The sequence below is a fragment of the Winogradskyella psychrotolerans genome, assembly GCF_018860545.1.
GTDB classification, from domain to species: Bacteria; Bacteroidota; Bacteroidia; order Flavobacteriales; family Flavobacteriaceae; genus Winogradskyella; species Winogradskyella psychrotolerans_A.
Window position 1 is genome coordinate 228,487 of the sequence record NZ_JAHKPN010000039.1, and the last position, 24,014, is coordinate 252,500.

General features: G+C 33.4%; 18 protein-coding genes (1 of these 18 running past the window's edge). 8 read left to right on the forward strand and 10 right to left on the reverse strand.

The window, feature by feature from the left end; all coding sequences use genetic code 11:
- Positions 1–64 precede the first annotated feature (64 nt).
- From lysS to KO515_RS13535, 4 genes are all read right to left on the reverse strand, one after another.
- Positions 65–1,753 carry a lysine--tRNA ligase gene (gene lysS / locus KO515_RS13520; protein ID WP_215936863.1) on the reverse strand — a complete coding sequence of 563 codons (1,689 nt, stop codon included), beginning with the start codon at positions 1,751–1,753 and terminating at the stop codon, positions 65–67.
- A gap of 83 nt (positions 1,754–1,836) precedes the next feature.
- On the reverse strand, positions 1,837–2,727 hold the full coding sequence (locus tag KO515_RS13525) for a TlpA family protein disulfide reductase (RefSeq protein WP_215936864.1): 891 nt from the start codon (positions 2,725–2,727) through the stop codon (positions 1,837–1,839).
- Positions 2,728–2,902: 175 nt separating this feature from the next.
- Positions 2,903–3,313 carry a DUF1573 domain-containing protein gene (locus KO515_RS13530; protein ID WP_215936865.1) on the reverse strand — a complete coding sequence of 137 codons (411 nt, stop codon included), beginning with the start codon at positions 3,311–3,313 and terminating at the stop codon, positions 2,903–2,905.
- Between the two features lie 109 nt (positions 3,314–3,422).
- A complete protein-coding gene (locus KO515_RS13535; protein WP_215936866.1) occupies positions 3,423–4,478 on the reverse strand; it encodes a response regulator transcription factor in 1,056 nt (351 codons plus the stop codon).
- Between the two features lie 110 nt (positions 4,479–4,588).
- Here KO515_RS13535 and KO515_RS13540 point away from each other — a divergent pair, with 110 nt between their 5' ends.
- The 3 genes from KO515_RS13540 to lipB are packed head-to-tail and all read left to right on the forward strand — an operon-like array spanning position 4,589 to position 6,274.
- Entirely contained in the window at positions 4,589–4,747 is a 159-nt protein-coding gene (locus KO515_RS13540; protein ID WP_092446701.1) for a YqaE/Pmp3 family membrane protein, read from the forward strand.
- Positions 4,748–4,786: 39 nt separating this feature from the next.
- Positions 4,787–5,551 (forward strand): hypothetical protein, encoded by a 765-nt coding sequence (locus KO515_RS13545; protein ID WP_215936867.1) that lies wholly within the window; start codon positions 4,787–4,789, stop codon positions 5,549–5,551.
- A 12-nt stretch (positions 5,552–5,563) separates the two neighbouring features.
- Positions 5,564–6,274, forward strand: a complete 711-nt coding sequence (gene lipB / locus KO515_RS13550; RefSeq protein WP_215936868.1) for a lipoyl(octanoyl) transferase LipB — start codon at positions 5,564–5,566, stop codon at positions 6,272–6,274.
- Here the strand turns inward: lipB and KO515_RS13555 are convergent.
- The 6 genes from KO515_RS13555 to KO515_RS13580 form a co-directional block, all read right to left on the reverse strand.
- Positions 6,271–7,005, reverse strand: coding sequence for a YoaK family protein (locus KO515_RS13555; RefSeq protein ID WP_215936869.1), 735 nt, complete (start codon positions 7,003–7,005; stop codon positions 6,271–6,273). The genes lipB and KO515_RS13555 overlap by 4 nt on opposite strands.
- 70 nt (positions 7,006–7,075) lie before the next feature.
- The gene (locus KO515_RS13560) at positions 7,076–8,758 is read right to left on the reverse strand and encodes a fibronectin type III domain-containing protein (protein WP_215936870.1); all 1,683 of its coding nucleotides are present in this window, start codon (positions 8,756–8,758) and stop codon (positions 7,076–7,078) included.
- Complete coding sequence (locus KO515_RS13565) at positions 8,739–10,337, reverse strand: fibronectin type III domain-containing protein (protein WP_215936871.1); 1,599 nt, start codon at positions 10,335–10,337, stop codon at positions 8,739–8,741. The genes KO515_RS13560 and KO515_RS13565 overlap by 20 nt, the downstream gene beginning before the upstream one ends.
- 63 nt (positions 10,338–10,400) lie before the next feature.
- Positions 10,401–11,450, reverse strand: a complete 1,050-nt coding sequence (locus KO515_RS13570) for a nucleoid-associated protein (RefSeq protein WP_178985775.1) — start codon at positions 11,448–11,450, stop codon at positions 10,401–10,403.
- A gap of 89 nt (positions 11,451–11,539) precedes the next feature.
- Positions 11,540–13,891 carry a ribonuclease HII gene (locus tag KO515_RS13575; RefSeq protein WP_215936872.1) on the reverse strand — a complete coding sequence of 784 codons (2,352 nt, stop codon included), beginning with the start codon at positions 13,889–13,891 and terminating at the stop codon, positions 11,540–11,542.
- A gap of 32 nt (positions 13,892–13,923) precedes the next feature.
- Positions 13,924–14,526 (reverse strand): ribonuclease HII, encoded by a 603-nt coding sequence (locus KO515_RS13580; RefSeq protein WP_215936873.1) that lies wholly within the window; start codon positions 14,524–14,526, stop codon positions 13,924–13,926.
- 214 nt (positions 14,527–14,740) lie between these two features.
- Here KO515_RS13580 and KO515_RS13585 point away from each other — a divergent pair, with 214 nt between their 5' ends.
- The 5 genes from KO515_RS13585 to KO515_RS13605 form a co-directional block, all read left to right on the forward strand.
- On the forward strand, positions 14,741–18,001 hold the full coding sequence (locus tag KO515_RS13585; protein WP_215936874.1) for a SusC/RagA family TonB-linked outer membrane protein: 3,261 nt from the start codon (positions 14,741–14,743) through the stop codon (positions 17,999–18,001).
- A 15-nt stretch (positions 18,002–18,016) separates the two neighbouring features.
- Positions 18,017–19,495, forward strand: a complete 1,479-nt coding sequence (locus KO515_RS13590) for a RagB/SusD family nutrient uptake outer membrane protein (protein ID WP_215936875.1) — start codon at positions 18,017–18,019, stop codon at positions 19,493–19,495.
- 11 nt (positions 19,496–19,506) lie between these two features.
- Positions 19,507–20,226, forward strand: a complete 720-nt coding sequence (locus KO515_RS13595; protein WP_215936876.1) for a hypothetical protein — start codon at positions 19,507–19,509, stop codon at positions 20,224–20,226.
- 126 nt (positions 20,227–20,352) lie between these two features.
- Complete coding sequence (locus KO515_RS13600) at positions 20,353–22,314, forward strand: S8 family serine peptidase (RefSeq protein ID WP_215936877.1); 1,962 nt, start codon at positions 20,353–20,355, stop codon at positions 22,312–22,314.
- Positions 22,315–22,447: 133 nt separating this feature from the next.
- On the forward strand, positions 22,448–24,014 hold the 5' portion of the coding sequence (locus KO515_RS13605) for a putative porin (protein ID WP_215936878.1). It continues 383 nt past the right edge of the window; only the first 1,567 of its 1,950 coding nucleotides appear in the window; its start codon is at positions 22,448–22,450; its stop codon lies beyond the right edge, outside the window.

Below are 24,014 nucleotides of genomic sequence, written 5' to 3' on the forward strand. Positions count from 1 at the left end.
GTAACAAAAAAACATATCCTATTAAAAGATATGTTTTTTGTTTTTTTAGCCACTTCATCATGGGTTATACCATTTGAACAAACAAACCATCATCGGTCTTTTCAACCTTTGTTAAACCATGTTTGCTCAAGCCCTTTATGCCTTTATCCCAACCTTTATTACTTAGGCCAGATTTAGATTTTAAAACTGTTAAATCCATGCGTTTTTCAGCTTTTAAAACTTCAAGTATCGCTTTTTCGTTATCGCTAAGATCTACTTTTTTCTTCTCTGGTCGCATTTGAGGGAAGAATAACACTTCTTGAATACTTTGATTATTGGTTAGGAACATGATTAAACGATCCATGCCAATGCCCATTCCAGATGTTGGAGGCATTCCATATTCTAGCGCACGTAAAAAATCGTGATCTATAAATTCTGTAGCTTCATCATCACCTTTTTTAGCGAGTTTCAATTGATGCTCAAAACGCTCGCGTTGGTCTATAGGGTCATTTAATTCTGAATAGGCATTGGCAATTTCTTTACCACATACCATTAACTCAAAACGCTCTGTTAATTCAGGATTCTCTCTGTGCTCTTTACACAAAGGACTCATTTCTTTTGGATAATCCGTAATGAATGTTGGTTGAATATAATTCCCCTCACATTTTTCTCCGAAAATTTCATCAATCAATTTGCCTTTACCCATCGTCTCATCCACTTCAATATGCATACCTTTTGCAGCAGCTCTTATTTCGTCTTCAGACTTATTGTAAATATCAAAACCTGTGAATTCTAAAATAGAATCGCGCATAGTAATACGCTTATATGGTGCTTTAAAGTTAATTTTATGTTCACCGAAAGTCGCTTCAGACGTTCCATTTACAGCGAGTGCACAATGTTCTAGTAATTGCTCACAGAAATCCATCATCCAATTGTAATCTTTGTACGATACATAGATTTCCATGGCTGTAAACTCTGGATTATGCGTTCGGTCCATCCCTTCATTTCTGAAGTTTTTAGAAAACTCATAGACACCATCAAATCCACCAACGATTAAACGTTTTAGGTATAATTCGTTAGCAATTCTCATATATAATGGAATATCTAAACTATTATGGTGTGTTATAAATGGACGTGCAGCCGCTCCACCAGGAATTGGTTGTAAAACTGGTGTTTCCACTTCAAAATAACCAGCATCATTAAAAAACTGACGCATGGCATTAAACAATTTTGTACGCTTAATAAACACATCTTTAACATGAGGGTTTACAGCTAAATCTGCATAGCGTTGTCTGTATCGTTGCTCAGGATCTGTAAAGGCATCATAGGTTTTTCCGTCTTTTTGCTTCGGAATTGGTAAAGGTTTTAAAGCTTTACTCAATAATTTGAAGTTTTTAACCATCACGGTTTTTTCACCAACCTGAGTTGTGAAAAGCTCTCCTTCTATACCAACAAAATCACCTAAGTCGAGTAATTTTTTAAAGACATCATTGTAAAGCGATTTATCTTCGCCTGTACAAATTTCATCGCGATTAAAATACACTTGAATACGACCTTCGCTATCTTGCAATTGTGCAAAAGACGCTTTTCCTTGAATGTTAATTGCCATTAAACGCCCAGCTATAATCACCTGTTTACCTTCTTCAAAATCCGATTTTATCTGTTTTGAAGTATGATTAACCGGAAATAAATCCGCTGGATAAGGGTTGATCCCTAAAGCTCTAAGCTTTTCTAGTTTTTGGCGTCTTACCAATTCTTGTTCTGAAAGTTGCATTCTTATTAATTTTTATCGACTTACTTGTTTTTCAGTAAGCAGATGCAAAATTACAATTTTTACAAAAATTAAAGAGCTCCTTTTTAATTTGATTTCACAAGCTCTAAATTTTCTTTTAAATCCTTATGGTCTGGATGTAATTTAATCGCCTCTTCTAGAACTTTTATAGCTTCCATTTTATTGCCAAAAACACCGAGGGTATTGGCTAAACTCATGAAGACTCTTGGTTCATTCGGAAATAATTTTGTATTCAATTTAAATACAGCAATAGCCTCGTCTATGCTATTGGTTGTATATAAAATTTTACCATATGTATTCAGTTCAAACATACTTGAAACGTTTCCTTCAAAGGTTTTTATAAGCTTTTTTGATTTCTGTTTTAAGCCTTTTATGCCTTTTTTCTTTAAAATTTGGTCAACAGCAGTTACAATCTGATAGTTAGATTTATAATTGTTTACCGTAATAATATTCAGAATGTCGTCTTCAAAAGTTCCAATAGGATGTTCTACAATACGGTTCACTTCTTTTCCGTTTTTATAAAAAATTATGGTAGGTACACGGTGGATGTTTAGTCCTTTCTCCTCGTGTTGTGGACTTTGTTTATACATGTTTGCTTGTCTGCTTACGGCAACCACAGTTAATTGTTCCATTGGAAATTCACAAGCATCTAACACTTTGTAAAATTTGGGAACCTCTCGTTGACTATCTCCACACCAAGTTCCTAAAAATAGTGTGATGGTGTAGTTTTTTAATTCTGAAGTAATGGCAGGTACCTGTTCTGAATTTGGTTGATAGTTCTCGTAGTTTGTGGTGAACCAGGATTTGTAATGATCACCTTCTAAACCCTGTTTGTCGATTTTACCGAGTAAAAATGGGGTCTCCCCTTCATTTGTGATTTCTTGATTTAAGTGTTGGGCATGGCTTTGAAATACTATTGTTAATGTGATGAGTATTAAAAAATTGTTCGTTTTCATGTTGATGAGTTTATAATTAGATTGATGAATGGTAATAAATGCTATTACGTTTTCCTGCAAGGTCTTTTTTTTGACCTTGTAGGTATGATTTTTTCATATCATAAGATAATACCTACAAGGTTTTTAAAACCTTGCAGGATATGTTCAGTTCAAACGTAATATTTAAAAAGAATGATTACTTAGATGCCACGATATTCCCCTTAATTTTTAGGATTTTGTTCCCACCTTCAGCATTAGACATTACCGTGATGGTTTTAGTGAAGGCACCCAATCGTTTAGTATCGTATTTAATTTCTAATTCTCCTTGGCTTCCTGGTTGTATAGGTGCTTTGGAATAGCTAGGTACTGTACAGCCACAACTTGTTTTTACTTTTGTAATGAGTAAAGGAGCATCACCAGCGTTGGTAAATGTAAAGCGGCGCTTGCCTTCAGAATTCTGAGTAATCGTTCCGTAGTCAATAATTTCTGTTTTAAATTTTAAAATAGCGACTTTAGAATCGTATTTGTCAAATTCAGTTGGTGGTGCTACGTTAAAAAAGTTCATTGCTAAAACTAAAATAAGGGCAATGTTTAAAGTTTGCTTCATAATAAATATTTTAAATGATTAATATGAAAACAAACATCACACATAAAGATGTAAATGTTGAAAAAAACAGGTTGGAAATCGGTACTAGTACCAAGGTTGAATTTTGTAACTATTTGATAAATAGGGATTTTGCATCATCTCTAGATTGCACATTGAGTTTCTTGTAGATGTTGTTAGTGTGTGTTTTTACCGTACTCACACTTAAAAAAAGGGATTCAGCAATGTCTTTATTCGTTTTATCTAAGAGCAAATGCTCTAAAACCACTTGCTCTTGTTTAGATAATTTTGCTTTTAAATCGTCTATTTTACCTTGATTGCGTTTCCAAAAACGATACAGAAAATATAGATTCAGCATCACTGAAAATCCTAAAATAGTGCAGAGGAAAAGACTCCAGTTTGATGTTGTGGTTTGATGCGAAGAAGATAACATATAACGATCAGCTTCTAGTTCATTGCTATATTGTTTGGTGTAGGTTGAATTTGGGTAACTCGTTTCTAGTCGTGTTTTTAGATGATCGTAATAGTCGTTTCGTTTTAAATCCTCAACATAATAGCTATGCAAATCACTACTTCTATCCGATAAATACTTATAAATATAGAGTTCTGCCAAAGGTTCATTTAGAGCCTCACCGAAATATTGAAGGGTTTTAAACCATTTTTTGTTATTCAGTTTTCGATTGGCTTCACTTCTAAATTCACTATAAGCAAAACGCATATCGTTTTTTAGGGAATCTATTTTTACAAAAGCATTGGCTTTAGGATTGCTAGACTCAACACGACAAAACACTTGATTACCAAAGGAAAAAGGGAGTTTTAAAGTATCTGAGTTTTTAGCGATGAATAAGAGTTCTTCACTATCACTGCAATGCCCATTAAAGTGATTAACACCTTGTTGCATATCGGAACATTTATCTACATGAATGCGGTAGATTCTATTTTCGGTATCCAGCATATTCCCCTTAAATTCAAAATAACCATTAGAGTCAGCCGTTGTTTTTGCAATAATTTGTTCGGAATAGACACCAGACATTTTTCGGTAATCTTCAACAATAGAAAGGTATACGGATCTGTCCCATTCTTCAGGGTTAGTATAACCCGAAAAAGAATATTGAGCTTTACAAACTGAGGTGATAATTAAAAAAACGAATAGTGTTTTTAGTCGCATGTAACGAAACTACATAAATTTATTAGGATTTTGACACATCAAATTCATAAAAAGTGTAACAAACCGAGTGGAATGACGTCCTATTTATACATCAAATCATCAAACAAATTATGAGTATCTGGCGCGTTATCCTTTCTATCATTTGTCCACCTTTAGCAGTTTTAGATAAAGGCTGTGGTTCAATTCTAATCACGTTTCTATTATGGCTATGTGGTTGGGTGCCTGGTGTTATTGCCGCATTGGTTATATTGAATAATCCAGAGCGATAAAAGTCTTACCTTTGTAGCTCTAAACACTAAAATATTACAATGAAAAAGGTTTTTACACTACTTATGTGTGCAGTGCTATTGGCGCTTACAAGTTGTCAGTTCTCTGAAAATATTTACATAAATGAAGATGGTAGTGGTACCGTAAAATTCTCAATGGATGCATCAGAAATGATGGATGTGTTAGAACAATTAGGTGATGACGCTTCTGGCGAAATGAGCAAAGCTGTAGATTCAACAATTGTTTTTAAAGACTTTCTAGTAGAATATAAAGATAGTATAGCGAATTTGTCCTTAAAAGAGCAAGAAAAGATTAAAGCCATGGAAGATTACAAACTTCATATGGTTATGGATCCTGATAAAAAGAAGATGTTTTTTGATATAGAAACAGATTTTGATAATGCCAATGAGTTGCGCGATATGTACAAAGCAATGAATAATTTCAATAGTTTAAAAGGAGATGAAACTGCTAGTGATAACTTACCGTTAAGTCCTTTTTCTAGTATGGGGAATGAAGGTTCAACTTTGGTGAGTTACTCATATGATGGTAAAGTTTTTAAAAGAAGTGCTGAGATTATTGATGTCGAAAAACACCAACAATCTTTAGATAGTATTGATAAATCGGCTATGATGTTGGGATCGTCTAAGTATAGAATTAATTATCATTTTCCAAAAGCTGTAAAGTCCTTTTCAAAACAAGGAGCCATGTACAGTGAAGATAGAAAAACGGTTACTTATGAAGTTGCGTTTATAGACATGCTTAAGGATCCGGAACTATTGGATATTGAAGTTGTTTTAGAAGATTAAAAACTAATTATTTTGAATAAAACGATACAACTTCAGGATTTAGGAATTAAGGATTTTAAGGACACTTGGGATTACCAAGAAGCACTTTTTAAAGCCATTTTAGAGACTAAAATAAAGAATAGAAGAGAGGATGCAGGTTTAGTTACTGACAATCACTTTCTTTTTGTAGAACATCCACACGTCTATACTTTGGGTAAAAGTGGAGACTTGTCTAACTTATTGCTTTCAGAGGAACAACTCACAGAAAAAGGAGCGACTTTCTACAAAATAAATAGAGGTGGAGATATTACCTATCATGGTCCAGGTCAAATTGTAGGTTATCCGATTCTAGATTTAGATAATTTTTTTACCGATATACATAAGTACTTACGTTTTTTAGAAGAAGTGATTATTCTCACATTGGCCGAGTATGGATTAACAACCGAACGCAGTCCTGGTGAAACAGGGGTTTGGCTCGGGGTTGGAACACCATTTGCGCGTAAAATTTGTGCAATGGGAGTACGCGCTAGCCGTTGGGTAACGATGCATGGATTTGCATTGAATGTGAATGCCGATTTAGGTTATTTCGATCATATTATTCCATGTGGTATTCGTGGCAAGGCAGTTACAACACTGAATAATGAATTAGGTGTCGATAAAGTTGATGAAACTGAGGTGAAAACTAAGATTTTGAAACATTTTTCAGAATTATTCAATGCTGAGTTTACAGCGTCTGTGGATTAGTTTCTTTGGCTGTATTTTCGCTTCGTTTTGATGTAACCATATCTTAAATCATCATAAAATAGACTGATTGCTAAGATAAATGCAGCTACTAATAATGTATTTAATTTTATATCTAATTTTGAATAAAGGTAACCGCCAACGAGTCCTCCAAAAAAGAAGAAACAAATAATTGCAATTCTCAGCTTAATCGTTGCTATTATTTGGGTTCTATTATGGTGATTTCCTCGGAAACATAATTGGGAAAGCTCAATTCCTAAATCTGTAAATAAACCTGTTAAATGGGTTGTTCTCACCACTGCATTAGAGATTTTTGTTACCAGAGAATTTTGGAGTCCCATAGCAAAGAGAAGTGCGCAAATAATGACATTTGGATATTGTATGGTCGTTATGTCGCTTGTAAAAGCAATTACAGCTAAAATAAGAACTTCAATTAATGTTGGGAGAACAAAAACATTCATTCGTTTGTTTTCTTTGAATTTCTCAATAAGAAAACTTGAAAAGAAAGAGCCAAATAGGAACGATAGAATATAAAGTAAAAACATAGTGCCTTTCCAAAATTCAAAGTTGGCTACATCACTAATAAACAGCGCAAAATGGCCGGTGACATTGGTAGTTAATTGGTGAAACGCTAAGAATCCGGTGACATTGACAATACCAGCAACAAACGACAAAATAGTAGCAATTCGCAGATTGTGTAACAATGTTCTGCTTTTACCTTGATGTCTAAACATGCCTTTTATTTTAGAGGATCAAATTACATACTTTTTATGAAAATAAGACCTATAGTGTACAATACATGTTTCAATTAGAGCAATTTCCATTAAGCATGTGCATCTCACTTGGGTTATAGGCGTTATTTGACGCAAAATTGTAGCCATTCATAAAGTCGTCCATTCCTGAAATTAGAGTCGTTAAACCACAAAAATCGGATAACAGGGGATTCGACTGAATGTTAATTATACCTCGGTTAAACGCGAAATTTGCCATTGGGTCCAAATCTGTAATATTTGCGTTTTCCCAAATTAGCAACGCGTGGTAGTCCGCCTGATTATCGCTAAAATTAATGTTTTCAATGCCGCTAAATGTTGTAAGTGCATTGTTTCTAGATATTTCTAAAGTATGGTTAAGATCTGTTAAATTTTCTAAACCATTCAAGTTACTTAAGAGCGGATTGTCAGCTATATGAAGCGATATGGCTTGACTTAAATTTTCTAAACCATCTATATTTTGTAAAACATTATTGTTGGTTATGTTTACTGAAGAAGTGCTGGAGGTTATATTATTTAACCCTTCTAAGTTTAACAAACTATCATTATCAATAATGCTTAATTCTCCACAACTAGCAACACCTTCTAAACCAATTAACGAGGTTAAACTGTCATTGTTAGAGATCGATAGCGTATGCGGAACATTGCTTAAATTTTCTAATCCGGAAAGTGAGTTTAAACTTGGATTATATACGACCCAAAAATAATTTGTAACAGAACTTAAAGCGGATAGCCCATCTAAACTTAAAAGCATATCATTATCTGCAATATAAACTTGGTGAGCTGTAGTGATACCATTGAGTCCAATACAATTAATTAATTGGTCGTTATCTTCAATAGTTAGTTTAGCATAGGAGTAAGTTATATCTATATTTTCTAAACCATTAAAATTGGTGCATATGGTGTTTCTTATAGAAAGATTCCCATTCACTGAAGTTATACTTTCGAGTAAAGACAAATCAGTAATGTCGGTTAAATTCTGTTGTAGGCTACCTATGTTAAGATTACCATCGATTTCATTATAGCCATCATTACCAAAAGCGTCAACCATAGATTGATCACTTAATAATAAATCATCATCGTAAATTTTAATATCCGTAGTAAAACTGAATGAAACCGTTGTTGTTTTTCCTTGTTCATCAACAGCCTCAACCCAACCTGTATAATCCGTTAACCCTCTTAAGCTTTCAAAAGATTGGTTTAATGCTATTGATTCGCCTTCTATAAGTAGGTTTTCTAGATAAATATTATATATAATTTCTCCTTCTTCTGGGTCAGTAGAAGCAGTCCACTCAATTCTTGGATAAAAAGGGTTGGTGCTGGTTATAGTTATTTCAAATAACGATGGAGGCTGGTTTAGGGTAGTTTCAAAATTAAAAGGTGCTGAAATTGCATTACCTTCTGGGTCAGAAGCTACAACTTCTCCTGTGTAACTTTCATTTTCGGGTAAATTTTCAAAACTGTAAGTTGTATCTGTGATGTTATCTACCTGTTTTATGTTGTTAAGATAAACGTCATAGAATACAGTACTTCCTTCTGGATCTATGGATGGACTCCAATTAATTTCTGCAGAAGTCTCCGCAATAGTATGTACTGTAACTTCAAAAGTTGAAGGAGGTTGATTTTCAGTTTCATCAACATCATTGTCTGAACACGCAGATACACAAATGAAGAAAAGTCCTAAGATTAGTTGTCTTTTAATTACTGCAATTTCCATTGGCAATATCAGTTGTTGAGGGGTTATATGAGTTGTTGTTTATTGATGGACTAGAACCTGGAGAGAAGTTTTGCATTAAATCTTGTAGTGCGCAAAAATCTGATAAATTGCTGTTACCAACAAAGTTTATGGTACCGCCTAATTGATTTAAATTTTCTAAACCATTTAAACTAGCAAGGCTTGTGTTGTAGAAAAAACTCAAGTTACCATAGGTTATTTCGGTAAGAGTAGCTAGGCCATTTACGTTTTGTAAAGCCGAATTATCTTGAATATCAAAATCTCCTCCAACAATACTTAAGGAGGATAACGCATTAAAATTTTCGAGTAATGTGTTTTTTATAAATACACGACCAATACTTTCTATATTATCAATTCCATCTAATGTGGTCAGCGCCGTGTTGCTTGTTAAATTTAGATCGCCAATTAACGCCGTAACGTTACTGAAAGCATTAATTTGAGTTAGAGACCAATTCGCTTGAAACCAAATACTATCTACAGAATTTAAATTGTTAAATCCAGTAACTGTAATTAGGTTTATATTATTTAATATGGCTAGTGTTGAACCGATTGTGGTAAGATTGTTTATGCCTGATATATCTTGAAGATTACTATTTTGTTCAATTTGAAATGTACCAAATACTTCTTCCAATTTGTCTAAGCCATCTAAATTATTTAGACCATCATTATTACTGATTTTGAAATTCTGACCAACATGCTCTATGCCTAAACCTGATAAACTCGTTAAGGTTCCCATAAAATTGATATGAAAATACCCTCTCACTATTTTTATGCTGTTAATAGGTGATAAATCCGTAACATCAGTAAACACGGCAAGTCCATCCATCTCTAAATTACCGGTGATTTCAATGTATCCAAGTTCTCCAAAGCTATTGACGGCTTGTTGTGTTCTTAGGCTTAAATCCCCTTGGTAAATACCATCTAAGGTTTCTAAATTAGAAATTAAATTAGTTGTATTACCTATGTCATCTTTAGCAACAATTTTAAGGTTGTAAACTGTTGCCGCATTTAGATTTTCGATTAAAAAGCTAGTCTCGCTCAGGTTTGAAGCAATCAACGTATCATCAATGTATAAATCGTATGAAACAATAGTACCTTCTGGATCTATAGCTTCTGTCCAACTGACATCAATTGAAATATTGCTTGGTGTGGCTAAAATAATTTCAAAATTGCTTGGTGGTAAGTTTTCAGTTGTTGTAAATGAAAAATCAGCAATGCGCTCGTTGCCAGAAGGATCGTGAGCTATAACGAAACCTTCATAATCATTTGAGATTGATAAGTTTTCAAAACTATAAGTTCTAGTGTTTTGATGACTAGAATATTCTTGGTTTTCCAAATAAACCGAATAACTTATTGTGTCTCCTTCTGGATCAAAGGATTCGCTCCAGCTAATTTCTATATTGGTAACGCTGGTTGAGTTTACAGTAACTTCAAATTCTGAAGGAATACCATTATTACTAGTATCTGTAGAGCAACTCAATGCTGTTAACACAAAAAGTATAAGGAGTGATTTTGTTATATTAATGTAGGTTGGTTTTTCTTTTGTAGGTATTGGAGTCAATAGTTTTGAAGTAAAAGATTAGAGAACTAAGTTCTACTTTTTTTTTAACATGTCCAAACCAAATTAGGTCTCATCATTAAAAAACACCTTATAAAAGTGCATTTTTTTGTCTTCATCGTAACCACGTTCTAAATATTCTGCTGAGGCATCTGGAGCATCAACATCTAGTTTTATTTGTATGTTGGTGTCCAATTTAATTTCGGTTTTAATCTTTTGCTTTTGTTTTTTTAAAGCGACTTCCGAAACGTCAAACTGGTTTCTAATGAGGACTTTATTGTCGGTCTCATAAATCTTTTTATAGTCTTCAAAAAGTTGAATTTTATCTTCTTCCTCAAAAACTTCTTCTTTAAACGTATCGATATTTACAATTTCGTTTTCTTTGAAAAAGTCAACTGTTTTAGCTAAAAAGTTGCTCTGTTCTTGCCCTCCATAATTAGGTTGTAATATTTCTTTAGAAAATTCTCTACATAGCTCTATGCAATTCTTGGTATGCTGGTTGCTATCGTCAGGATACCTAATGTTTAGGAAACTTTTAATCCAATATTGGGTGTCGTAAGTGTTGTTATCAACGCTAAATACAATTTTACCTTCCATGTCGGAAGTATTCAAAATTAAACATCCTTTATCTACCTTCTTAGCTTGGATCCCTTTTTGAACTAAAATGTCATAATTATTATCTTCTAAATAGGTCTGAAAAAATTCTGTTTTGTTTTCAATTTTAAAGATACCAATGGCATCGGTAAAATAGTCTTCATATTGTACATTTTCAAAATGACAAATAAGGACATCTCCAGTTTTAATTTGAGCTGAATTACTTTGTTCAAATAGATGAGTTACAATATGCTTTGAAATCTCTACAAAATCAGCGTCCTCTTTAAAAAGTTGATCGCTGTATATGTTAATTTCATTCAGCCCAACATCACTATGGTGATGGAAACGATAACTTTCTGCAACACTTACAAAAGGCTTTAAAAGATACGGTAGCATTAAATTATAAGTGGCTTCATCAAATTCTACAATAGCATCAGAAAAAGCGTTTTTTGTGCCGTTAAATTTATTGCCAACTTTGTGAATAATACAGCTTCTTAAGGATGCTTTTTGTCGTTTTATCATGAGTGAAAATGTCGTCTAAATTTTGAATATGCAAAACTACAAAAGTAGGATGTATTCTTATTGAAAATAGCCCTAAAATAGGATTGCTTTTAGTGTAATTTGTAAACCACTACAGTTTTATCATCGCTTTGTGTGATTAATTCCAAACCTCTATCGTTATCTAATTTTTCGAGTACTGCGGCTGATGTGCCAAAAACAGGGAAATTAGGAATAGATTTGGCTTGACTATCAAAAAGATATACTTTTTTAGATTGTAAATCTGTGGTGGTTACGTAAATTTTATCGTTTAAATAGAAGATTCTCGGCTCTGTATAGTCACCATAATCTAAATCTAGGGTTCTCGATTTAATAATTAATCTATTCTCTCTTAAGGAAACTAAAGTTTTACTAGTGGTGGCTATTTTGTGTTTATCTGTAAGATTTAGGTTTTGCGTGCTTAAATTTCCTCTAGTATCTACTTGGATGAGTTGGCCTAACGTATTGGTTGTAGTAAATTTATTTTGGTAGAGATAAACCTCATTACCCGAAAAACGAATCTTATCTTTTACGTCAACTCTAACAGCTCCTTGTCTGTTTAAAATTTTAAGATGTTCACCGGCTCCAAATACGATATAATCTTTAGTACCAATTCTAAAATGTTTTGGCTGCGATACGATGTCAGCGTCACTACTCTTATAATTAAAGCCGCCAACAGACTGTCCTTTTGCATTGTACATCAAGAGGTTTTTACCTTGAGTAACAAGTAATCTGTAGTCTTTGCGTTTGTCGTAATCAAAAACCGAAAGCGGTTGGGTAATGGCGTCGTTAAATTTTAAAGGGAAAGGGGGAACATCGTTGCCGTTTCGGTCTAAAATGTAAAGTCGGTTAGGCGTTGTAAACGCTAATTGTAAACGACCATTTTTATACATGTCAATCTGCTCAACCTGGCCTAAAATTTTACCTTGTAGTTGTTTCTTCCAAAGAATATTACCAGTGCTAGAGATAAGGTAAAGTGTGTTGTTAACGTCTTGTATTACGATGTCATGAGCTTTGGAGACGTGATTCTTCACGGCTTGAGGTGCTGTTAAAGCCGTTGCTTCGAGTTGTGTGGTAAAGGTTTCTGAAACCGAATTTGTTGCTGCTCTTTTTTTGAATTTCTGAATAACTCCGTTGATGTGTGTGTAATTATCCTCACGTATAAATTGTACGGCATTGGCGTTATAACCTGTCATTGTATGACCAAGAACTGTTGATAATTCATCAGAATCTTTAAAGATAAATAACGATGCTTCATCACTTAAATTCTCACTGATACTTTGGAAGGCATCGGAATTAATAAGTGTGTTTTCGTTTAAAGCATAAGTTAAAATAGACTTTAGAGTTTCGGTAGAATGAGAAAACACAATAAAATTTTCAAAAACAGAAAAGAAATTAGCATTTTCAAAGCTAATAAATGGCTGTAAGTTAGTTTTGAAGATGTTAGAATCACCAAATTCATAGATATCTATATCCCTAAAGGATTCAGAAAAAGATTTATCTTCAATAGATTCAATAATTAAATTTGGATCTAATGAATGGAGAGCTAAAACATCGTCAATTAATGCGATTTCATCTGTGAAATTCAAAAACGTTTTAGAATCTAGTGCTGTACTATCCTCTGCTTGATTGTTTTTACTGAATACGGAAAAATTGTCATAACTAATACTCAATAGAGATGCCGTATTATAAGGAGCAATTGAGGGAGTGTTTGTTTTTTGAGGTATCGTGTTTTTAAAGCTATCGAGATAGTTTGTGGTTGAATCGATAGAGGTGAGTATACCATTATAATGCAATCCTTTTTCTACATAATCAAAATCTAAAACGGTAAAGCTTGAATTGTCTTTATTTACGATCTCAGAAAACAATAATTTAGAATAATTAGTCTCCTTTGATTTAAATAGGACGGAAGCCACGGATTTTTCATCTGTCGTTTCAATTAATTGACTAAGTTTAGTGTTTTCATTTTCAGAATTGAGTGTTTTTAAAAGGTCTAAATTATTTGAACCTGCAAAAGTGTTGCCTATAATCTTATGGTATATGGTTTGATCGTCTATTTGAGTTTCTTCAATGTTTACATCGGTCAAAGTTTTTGAAATAATATTCTTAATAGAGTCTAAGACAAAGAGCGAACTATCGTTTTCGGTAAGAATGAGAAAATTTGAGTCTTGAGATGAGATGTAAACATGCTCGGTTGTGTTCAGATGATTGAGAAATAAAACAGCATGTTTCAGCTCTTTATTATATAGGTTGGAGAGCACATCATTATTTTCAATACTATTCACAAAATCGTTGAGCTCATTAATACGGATAATTGTAGATGTTTCCGCTGGAATAAATTTATAAGGTTGTTTGGTTTTGTTGTAGTCTTTTTGGCATGCAAATACAAATGTGAATACTATTAATAAAAAACCAAGTCGCTTCATTAGATTAAAAATTTAATTTACAAATATAAAAGTTATATATCCAATTTGTATTGCTCAGGTAATAATCTAAATGATTTTCTATGATATTTGGTTATGCCGTATTTTTTTATGGCAGCTCGGTGTTCTTTTGTTGGGTAACCTTTGTTTTGTTTCCAATTATACATGGGAAATTCGTCATGTATCTTTTCCATATAATCATCTCTGTAGGTTTTGGCTAAAACAGACGCGGCCGCAATACTCAGATACTTGCTGTCTCCCTTTATTACTGTAGAATGCGGAATGTTTTCAAAGGGTTTAAATCTGTTGCCATCTACAATAATGTATTCAGGGGTTGTTTTTAATTTAGAAATCGCTCCATGCATGGCCTTTATTGAAGCGTTTAATATGTTAATAGTGTCGATCTCAGCTTCAAAAATATGTTGCACAGCATAGGAGACACAAGTCTGTTCTAAAATAGGTTTTAATAACATTCTGTTTTTTTCAGAAAGCTGTTTTGAATCGTTTAATAAAGTGTTTTTAAAAGATAGCGGTAAGATGACAGCTGCGGCTGTTACCGGACCAGCTAAACAACCTCTGCCAGCTTCGTCCGTACCACATTCTAATATAAAGGTTGAAAATTGAAATTTTAAAGCCAAAACGTTAATTTTTAAACAAAGTTAAAATTTTAACGCAACCCTTTTACATATTCTGCATCTAAGTAGTGAGTTTATGGTTTTAAACAAAGGAAAAATGAATTTTACGAGTTGTTGTCATTATCGTAACGTTGTTAACATTTTTTTAGCAAAAACACTTGGTTATTTAATATAAAATTAAGATGTTTGCAATTAGACTAACTCAAATAATTGTTTTATGAAATTAAAGTTAACATGGTTATTAACGCTTTTTATGGCGTTCGTGATGCAATTTTCTTTTGCACAAGAGAAAACTGTCACAGGTACAGTTACAACAGTAGCGGATGGTTTACCCCTTCCTGGCGCAAGTGTAATTGTAAAAGGGACCTCTAGAGGTCAACAAACAGATTTTGATGGTAAGTATACCATTCAAGTCAATCAAGGGGATATTTTAGTAATTTCTTATGTAGGTATGGAGCCTGGAGAAGTTCTTATTGGTTCTGGTAGTACTTATGACGTCGCTTTAGAGGATGCAAGTACTCTAGATGAAGTTATAGTAGTAGGTTATGGTACAACAACAAAAGATGCTTTTACCGGTACTGCTACGAAAATTGAAACTGCTAATGTGGAAGCAAAAGCTGTTTCTAACGTTTCTGAAGCTCTTAGAGGTGAGGTTGCGGGTGTAAATGTTATATCTTACAATGGTGCGCCGGGTTCAGATGCAACAATTAGAATTCGTGGTTTTGGTTCTGTAAATGGAAACTCAGATCCTTTATATATTGTAGATGGTGCTCCGTATGCGAGTGATCTTTCTTCAATTAATCCAGCGGATATTGAGAGTATGACAGTATTGAAAGATGCTGCTGCGACTTCTATCTACGGTTCTAGAGGAGCAAATGGTGTTATTGTAATAACAACTAAACTTGGTAAATCTGGAAAAACAGTTGTTTCTGTAGATTTCAAAACAAGTGTTAATACACTGCTTTTGCCTCAGTATGATGTTGTTGAATCGCCAGAGCAGTATATTGAATTATCTTGGCAAGCACTTAAAAACAAAGGGGCTTTACAAGGTGAATCTGATCCTGCGGCTTGGGCAAGTGCTAATTTATATGGTACCACAGAAGGTATTAATAGTCATTATAACATATGGGATACTGACGGAGCTAACTTAATTAATCCTGCTACAGGTGAGTTTAATTCTGGTGTAAATCGTGTTTATACGCCGACTAAATGGTCTGACGCTGCCTTTAGTACAGGGATTAGAACAGAAGCTAATATTCAGCTTAGTGGTGGAAACGAAAGAACTCGTTTTTCTACATCATTTGGATATTTAAAAGATGAAGGGTTTACCATTAATTCTGGGTATGATCGTTATTCAACGCGTTTAAACGTTGAAGATAAGCCTGCAGATTGGTTAACAGTTGGTGCTAATATTTCATTCACAGGAAGTAAGTATGAGAATTCTTCAAGTTCTGAAAATTCTTCTGGTAGTTCAGGGAATATATTTGCTTTAACAAGTTCAACTCCAGCAATATACGATGTATATTTAAGAGATGATAACGGTGCTTTGGTTGAAGATCCTATATATGGTGGTTACCAGTTTGATTATGGTGCTACTTATGGAAGAAGAGCATGGAACTCTACCAATGGTATTGGTGATGCTACTTACGATTTGGCTAGAACGGATGTTAATACTATGTTAGGTAACTTTAACGTTGGTATCGATATTACGGAAAATTTAAAATTTGAAACACGTTATAGTGGTCAGCTTAATACCACAAATTACACGTCTATGCAAAACCCATATTATGGTAGTGGTGCGTCTAGTCAAGGTTATTTGTTTAAAAGAGAAAGAACAAACATTAATCAGAATTTCTTACAAATGCTTAGATACAGTAAGCAATTCGGTGCTCATAATGTAGAGGCTTTTGTTGCTCATGAATCTACAGTTCAGAGATTTACTGAATTATCTGCTGCTGCTCAAACAGCTATTATACCTCGATCTACTAGTTTAGATCAGTATACAACAGCTTTTGGTAAAGCAGGTAATTATACATTAAGAAGGAGTTTAGATAGTTATTTTTCACAGGTAAATTATAACTATGATCAAAAATACTTCTTTACAGGGTCAGTAAGACGTGATGGTTCATCTAGATTTATTCAAGATAAGTGGGGAACTTTCGGATCTGTTGGTTTAGGATGGGTAATTTCTAATGAAGACTTCTTTTCAGGTGTAGATTTTATGGATTACTTGAAATTAAAAGGAAGTTTCGGTATTATTGGTGATCAAGGTGTTAATACACTATATGGTTATAATTTCTTTACTATTAATACTACGGCAGATGGTTCTATTTCTTATTCTCCAAGTGGTGAGGCCGCAAATCCTGAATTAACATGGGAAACGTCGAAGATTGCTCAGGTAGGTTTAGAATCGACTTGGTTTAATGGGTATTTAGATTTAGATATTGATTATTATGTGAAGAATACAACTAACTTATTCTTTACTCAAACTTTACCTACATCTCCTGGTGATGCATTTATTAGATATAATGATGGTGAAATGAGAAACAAAGGTTTTGAGTTTAATGCTCAGGTTCATGTAATCAAAAACCATAAAGACTTTAGATTATCATTTAATGTAAATGGTGAAATTTTTGATAATGAAATTACTCAGATGCCAAATGATTTTATTACGGGTGAGCGACAAATTCTTGACACTGACGATGATTTGTCTCAAGGAAGATCAATATATGACTGGTATTTAAGAGAATGGGCTGGAGTTGATCCTGCGACTGGTGCTGGATTATGGTACGCTTATTTTAATGATGTTGATGGTGATGGGATATTTAACGCTGCAAATGGAGATGCTAGTATTTCTAGTTTAACACAATATAAGGCAGATAATCCTGATGCAAATATTGTTAAGACAGTTACTTCTACATATGCTTATTCTGATGAGTCTTCATTAGGTGCTACTGAAGCTTATGTTGGTAAATCGGCTATTCCAAAAATTAGAGGTAGTTTCCGTTTAAATACGGGTTACAAGAACTTTGATTTATCTGCTCAGTTTGGGTATAGTATTGGTGGCTATGTTTATGATAATGGTTATGCAACGCTTATGAATAATAGAAGTTTAATTGGTACAAACAATTACCATTCAGATGCTGCGGATGCTTGGAGTGAACCAGGAGATATTACTAATATTCCAAGATTGTCTGCTGGTTATTCTACGGATGTTAACTATGCTTCTGCATCATCTCGTTTTTTAACAAAAGCGGATTACCTTTCTCTTAACAATATAAAAATTAGCTATTCTTTACCAAATGATGCTGTCGAAGCTATGAATTTGAAACGTTTCAATATTTTTATTACAGGTGATAATGTTATGATGTTATCTGCAAGAAGCGGTCTTAATCCGACAACTTTTATAGGGTCTTCAAATTCTGGTATTTATATGCCTAGAACTGCATTTACTTTAGGTGCAAAAATTGAATTTTAAAAAAAAAAAATGATTATGAAAAAAAAGTTTATTTATTCGATCGCACTATGCTCATTAGTTTTTATGGGTTGTAGTGAGGAATTTATCGATGGTGAGAACACTAGTGTTTTAACTGCCGAGGGTATTTCAGAACATTCTAATACGTATACGGCATTATTAGATGGATCCCTCAATGGTATTACAAGTTTAATTATTGAACCGTATGGTATCACAGGTGATAGTCATGATGACTTTGGTCAGAAAGGTGTTGATATTTGGACAGATATTGTATGTGGTGATGTTGCATTATCAGCTAGTGCATACGGTTGGTATAATGCACCTGCAAATATGACCGCTACTATTGACTATACCGATGATACAAACTCAACTATTTGGGAATATTATTACAGAATTATTAAGATAGCTAATGACGTTATAGAGAATAGTGGTGGTAATGAGGCTGAGCCTGATACTGATGAATCAAAACGTATCCTTGGTCAAGCTAAAGCATATCGTGCATATGCATATTTCAATCTGGTACAACTCTTTCAAAGAGCATACGATCCAGATCAAGAAGTATTGCCATTTTATAACATAGATACGTATAGCTTAGCTAAAGTAGAAGCTTCTGTAATTTATGATCAGATTATCTCTGATTTAACACATTCTATTGAATTGTTAGATGGTTATACTCGTGATGCTAAGAATCAAATGGATAAATCTGTTTCACAGGGTCTTTTAGCTTATACGTATGCTGCAATGGGCAATTATGCGGATGCTAAAGTTTTAGCAGATGCTGTTACTAGTGTTTACCCACTTACTACAACTGCTCAGTTAGCATATCCTGGTACTGGTTCTGGTTTTAATGATATTAGTACTGCTTCTTGGATTTGGGGCTATGATTTAACTGAAGATTTAGGACACCAATTAATTGATTGGTGGGGACAAATGGATTACTTTACTTATAGTTATGCGTGGGCTGGAGATACTAAATCTATAGATGATTTATTATATTCTGAGATTTCTGATAACGATATCAGAAAAACGCAATTTGGTACAGGTGCTGCTCCATTACAACCAATTAATAAGTTTTTTGATCCAGGTAGATCTGTTGCAGGACAGTATATTATTACAACAGATTTAATTCTTATGCGTTCTGAAGAAATGTATTTGTTAAGTGCAGAATCATCTGCTAAGACAGGAGATGAGTCAACAGCAAAATCTATTTTATTGGAAATAATGACGGATCGTGTTGGAAGTGCAGAGGCTTCTACTTATGTTAATGCATTATCGGGGCAAGCTCTTATTGATGCAATTTACTTACAAACTCGTATTGAGATGTGGGGTGAAGGTAAAAGCTATTATGCTATGAAACGTAACGAAGCAACAGTTACAAGAGGTACTAATCACGTGTACAGAGCTGGTGAGTCTTTTGCTTATGATTCTGATGAGATTTCTTTTCAGATTCCACAAGTTGAAATAGATAATAATCCTAGTATTACTAGTCAAAACTAAAATTTTATAAAATGAAAAAATATTATAAATATATTGCAATGTTCACGGCAGTAGTAATGTTTAATTGTGAGCATGATGATTCAACGTCATTAAGTGACTATGTTGGATTTGAATTAGGACCAACTAAAGTTATTGTTGAACAAGATCAGTCGTCTACTCTTGAAATAATGGTATACGCAAGTGAAGTGTCTGGACAAGATCGTACCTATACTGTTGAAGCTGATGCAGATGCAACAACGTTAACAAGTCCTTATAGTTTTAGTACTGTAACTATTCCTGCTAACACTAATGAAGGTTCGTTTACAGTAACTATTACTGATGATGAAACAATGAATTATTATGAAGCTGATAAATCTTTGTATGTTAATTTTACAGGTGTAGAAGGTTTAGATTTTAGTACTGGGTATTTAATTACTGTAGCTGAAGCTTGTCCTAATATCTACGCTACTATATCTATTACTACAGATGATTGGCCAGAGGAAACGTCTTGGGACTTATATGATTTGTCTGGGACTCCAACGGTTATTTTTTCTGGAGGAACTTATGATGGTTTAGCTAATACTACAATTGATACTGAAGTATGTTTATTAGCAGGATCATATGGAATTGCAGTTCTTGATTCTTACGGTGATGGTGGAAGTACTTATACTGTAACTTCTGGTTCTACCGTTTATGTTGAGCCTGTTACTTTAACTAGTTCAAGTTCTTCGTCTACGTTTACTGTAGATTAATATAGATTATTCTTTATATTATTTAAAGCCACCATATTTTATGGTGGCTTTTTTATTGAATAAGTATTTATGAAATAAATCAAAATTACTGTATATTGCGTGATAAAAAATTACTAAAAAATTGTTATGAAAAATTGTTTACCCCTAATTGCTTTCCTTTTTATGCTAAATATTGGCTATAGTCAGAATTTGGAAAAAGCTAAGTTATCTAAGCAAAACTTAGAATTATTAAATAGATTGGAGACTCAAGAACAAGCTAGAAGTTCTAGAGTTCAAGCCCATTTGAAATCTCATCCTAATACTAAGGTTACTATAAAAGATAGTATTAATATTACGCATATTTACGATGTAAGAGATGGAGTCGTGTTGTATAGAAGTACTTATAATTTAGAGGCATCCAGAGCGACTAAAACATCGCATCTTCAAACAGGCGGAAGTTTAGGTTTAGATCTTGATGGTGACGGTATGACGGTTGGAGTATGGGATGGTGGTCCGGCTGATTTGACGCATCCTGAGTTTCAAAATAGTACAGATACAGAATCACGGGTTATAATAATAGATAATGCTATTGTTGATGATTCTTCGGGTTCTTATAGTTTTCATGGAACACATGTATCTGGGACTATAGCGGCTAAAGGTGTTGATGCGAATGCCAAAGGTATGGCAACTAAAGTTACCGTGAAATCCTATAATTGGAATAACGATGAAATTGAAATGACTGCTGCTGTTAATGCAGTAACCAACCCAATTATTTTGTCTAACCATTCATATGGTGTTCCAGTTCAAAGTACTTCTGGTGATTTATTGCCAGCATGGTATATGGGGGCTTATTCTCAAGATTCAAAAGATATTGATGATATAGCTAGAGCTAATCCAAAATATTTAATTGTGGCATCTGCAGGTAATTCTGGTACCACATCGTATACAGGAGGATTATTTTCGGGATATGATAAGTTAACTACAGATAAAAATGCCAAAAACAATTTGGTTATTGCAAATGCTAATCCTTCTTTAACGTTATTTACTTATGAATTAGAAACTTTACTTATAAATCCAAGTAGTAGTCAAGGACCTACGGATGATTTAAGAATTAAACCGGATATTGCAGCAGACGGTACCAATTTATATTCACCAACTCCTGGTAATACTTATGCAACTTATACTGGTACATCAATGTCTGCGCCTAACACAACTGGTACATTATTGTTATTACAACAATATTATAGTCAATTGCATAGCGAGTATATGAACTCAGCGACTTTAAAAGGGCTAGTATGCCACACAGCTGTTGATGATATTGCAGCTGCAGGTCCAGACCCTAAATTTGGCTGGGGTTTTCTAGATGCCAAAGCTTCTGCTGAAACAATCTTAGATGGAACAACAGGTGAGGCTTTAATAAGTGAAGATAATTTGTCGCAAGATGAAGTTTTTGAGATGACATTCTCAGCGCAAGCAGGTGATAAATTAAAAGCTACTATTTCCTGGACAGATATGTCTGGTGGTATTAATAATGGTACTCTAAATGATGCGACTCCGAGATTGGTTAATGATTTGGATTTAAGAATCTCTAAGGATGGAGTAACTTATTTTCCATGGAAGTTGGATTATTCTGAAACGGCTGGTTTTTCTAATTCAAAAGGTGATAATACTGCAGATAACATAGAGATTGTTGAAATTGATGCTCCCTCAGCAGGGGTCTATACTTTAACTGTAACTCATAAAGGATCATTGCAAAGTGAAGATGGTGGATTTTTTGACCCTAAGGACCAGGATTTTTCATTAATTATAACTGGAAATAATCTTACATTAGGAACTGCCGACAATGAGCTTTCTAATAGTTTAGTGGTATATCCTAATCCGAATAAAGGTGAGTTTACTATTAGTTTTGATTCTAGCTTAACTAATAGTGGTGATGTTAAAGTTGATATTTATGATATTAGTGGACGCTTAGTTTATAATAACGCATTTGATAGTGATTCAGTTCGATTTAACGAAACTGTAAATTTAAGAGGAGTAGCTTCAGGTGTATATATTGCAAATATTTCTCAAGGAAATAATATGACATCTCAAAAGATCATTATTGAATAAATTCAATAATAATATTTGAATAAAAAGACCAACAATAATAACTGTTGGTCTTTTTTATGTTAAGTAAATTGTAATTTTTCATTCATAAACAATAATTTATAGTTTACTTTGTTTCAAATCTAGATAGTATTACATGCAGATCAAATTTATATACATAATTGTATTTTGTTTATTTACAGTAGGATTGAGTTCTCAAACTAAACTTAGTAAAAGTTATACTGGAGGGCAGGATAGTTCTATGACTAAAAAATCTAAAGGATTTAAGGAGTTAGCATCTATAGATATGTATTTACAATTCAATAATGAATTAGATTCTATACAAGTTGATACAACGCTAACCATTAAAAAAAACTACAAGTTCAACTATCTTCAGAAAGATAATTTTGAACTAATGCCATTTGCTAATATTGGGCAAACTTATAATACGCTTAGTTTTGATTCTTGGGATAATAATACGTCACCATTATTTGGTGCTAGAGCACGTCATTTTAATTATTTTGAACATGACGATATTATGTATTATGAAGTTCCTACTCCATGGACACGTTTAACTTATAAGACAGCATTTGAACAAGGTCAACTTTTAGATGCGTTCTTTACAGTAAACCTTTCTAAACAATTTAATTTTTCACTTGCATATAAAGGACTAAGGTCCTTAGGGAATTATCAAAACGCATTGACGAGTACTGGGAATTTTCGTTTTACGTCAAGATATAAATCAAAGAATGAAAGATACCAAGCTAAAGGTTATGTGGTAATGCAAGATTTGCTTAATCAAGAGAACGGTGGTTTAGAAACAGAAGATTTAGATAATTTCACTTCTGGTATTGCAGAATTTTTAGACCGTTCTGTATTTGATCCGGCATTTGAGGATGCGGAAAATATATTAGAAGGTAAACGGTTTTATTTGGAGCATTCTTATGGAATATTACAAAATAAAGACTCTTTGGCTGATAATAACATTAGGCTCTTTAATAAGATTTCTTTAGAAGATAAAAATTATCAGTATAGTCAAACAACTTCTGCCACTAGTTTTTTTGGTGATGCCTTTGCCAATAGTATTAAGGATAAAGTAAAGTTAGAGGATTTTAAAACCGCGCTTGGATTAAATTATACTAACAATGTTATAGGTAGTATTTCACTTGCTGTAAATTATACAGATCTTAATTATGGTTATAATAGTATTGTATTGTTGAATGGTGAGACGATTACAAATAGGATTCAGTCAAACTATCTGGGGCTAGAGGGTGAATACTCAAAAACCTATAAAGGTTTTAATTTAACAGGTAAGGGAGGCCTAAATCTTTCTGATACATTTGTGGGGAGTTATTTAGAAGGGATGTTAAATTTTAAGTTGAATGAGGACATTGCTCTATCTGGTGGACTTGCAATAAATTCTAGACTGCCCAATTATAATTACTTGTTATATCAAAGTGATTACATAAATTATAATTGGTATAATTTAGATGATTTTAGTAATGTAAACACACAACAGTTAAAATTCAACCTGAAATCAGAAAAATGGTTAAACGCTACCTTAGATTTATCTAATATAGATAACTATACCTATTTTAATTTGGAAGAGACTATAGACGATGTCAAGACGATTGCACCAAAACAATATAATGAGCCACTCCAATATCTAAGATTAAAATTACAGAAGGAATTTAAAATTGGAAATTTCGCATTAGATAATACTA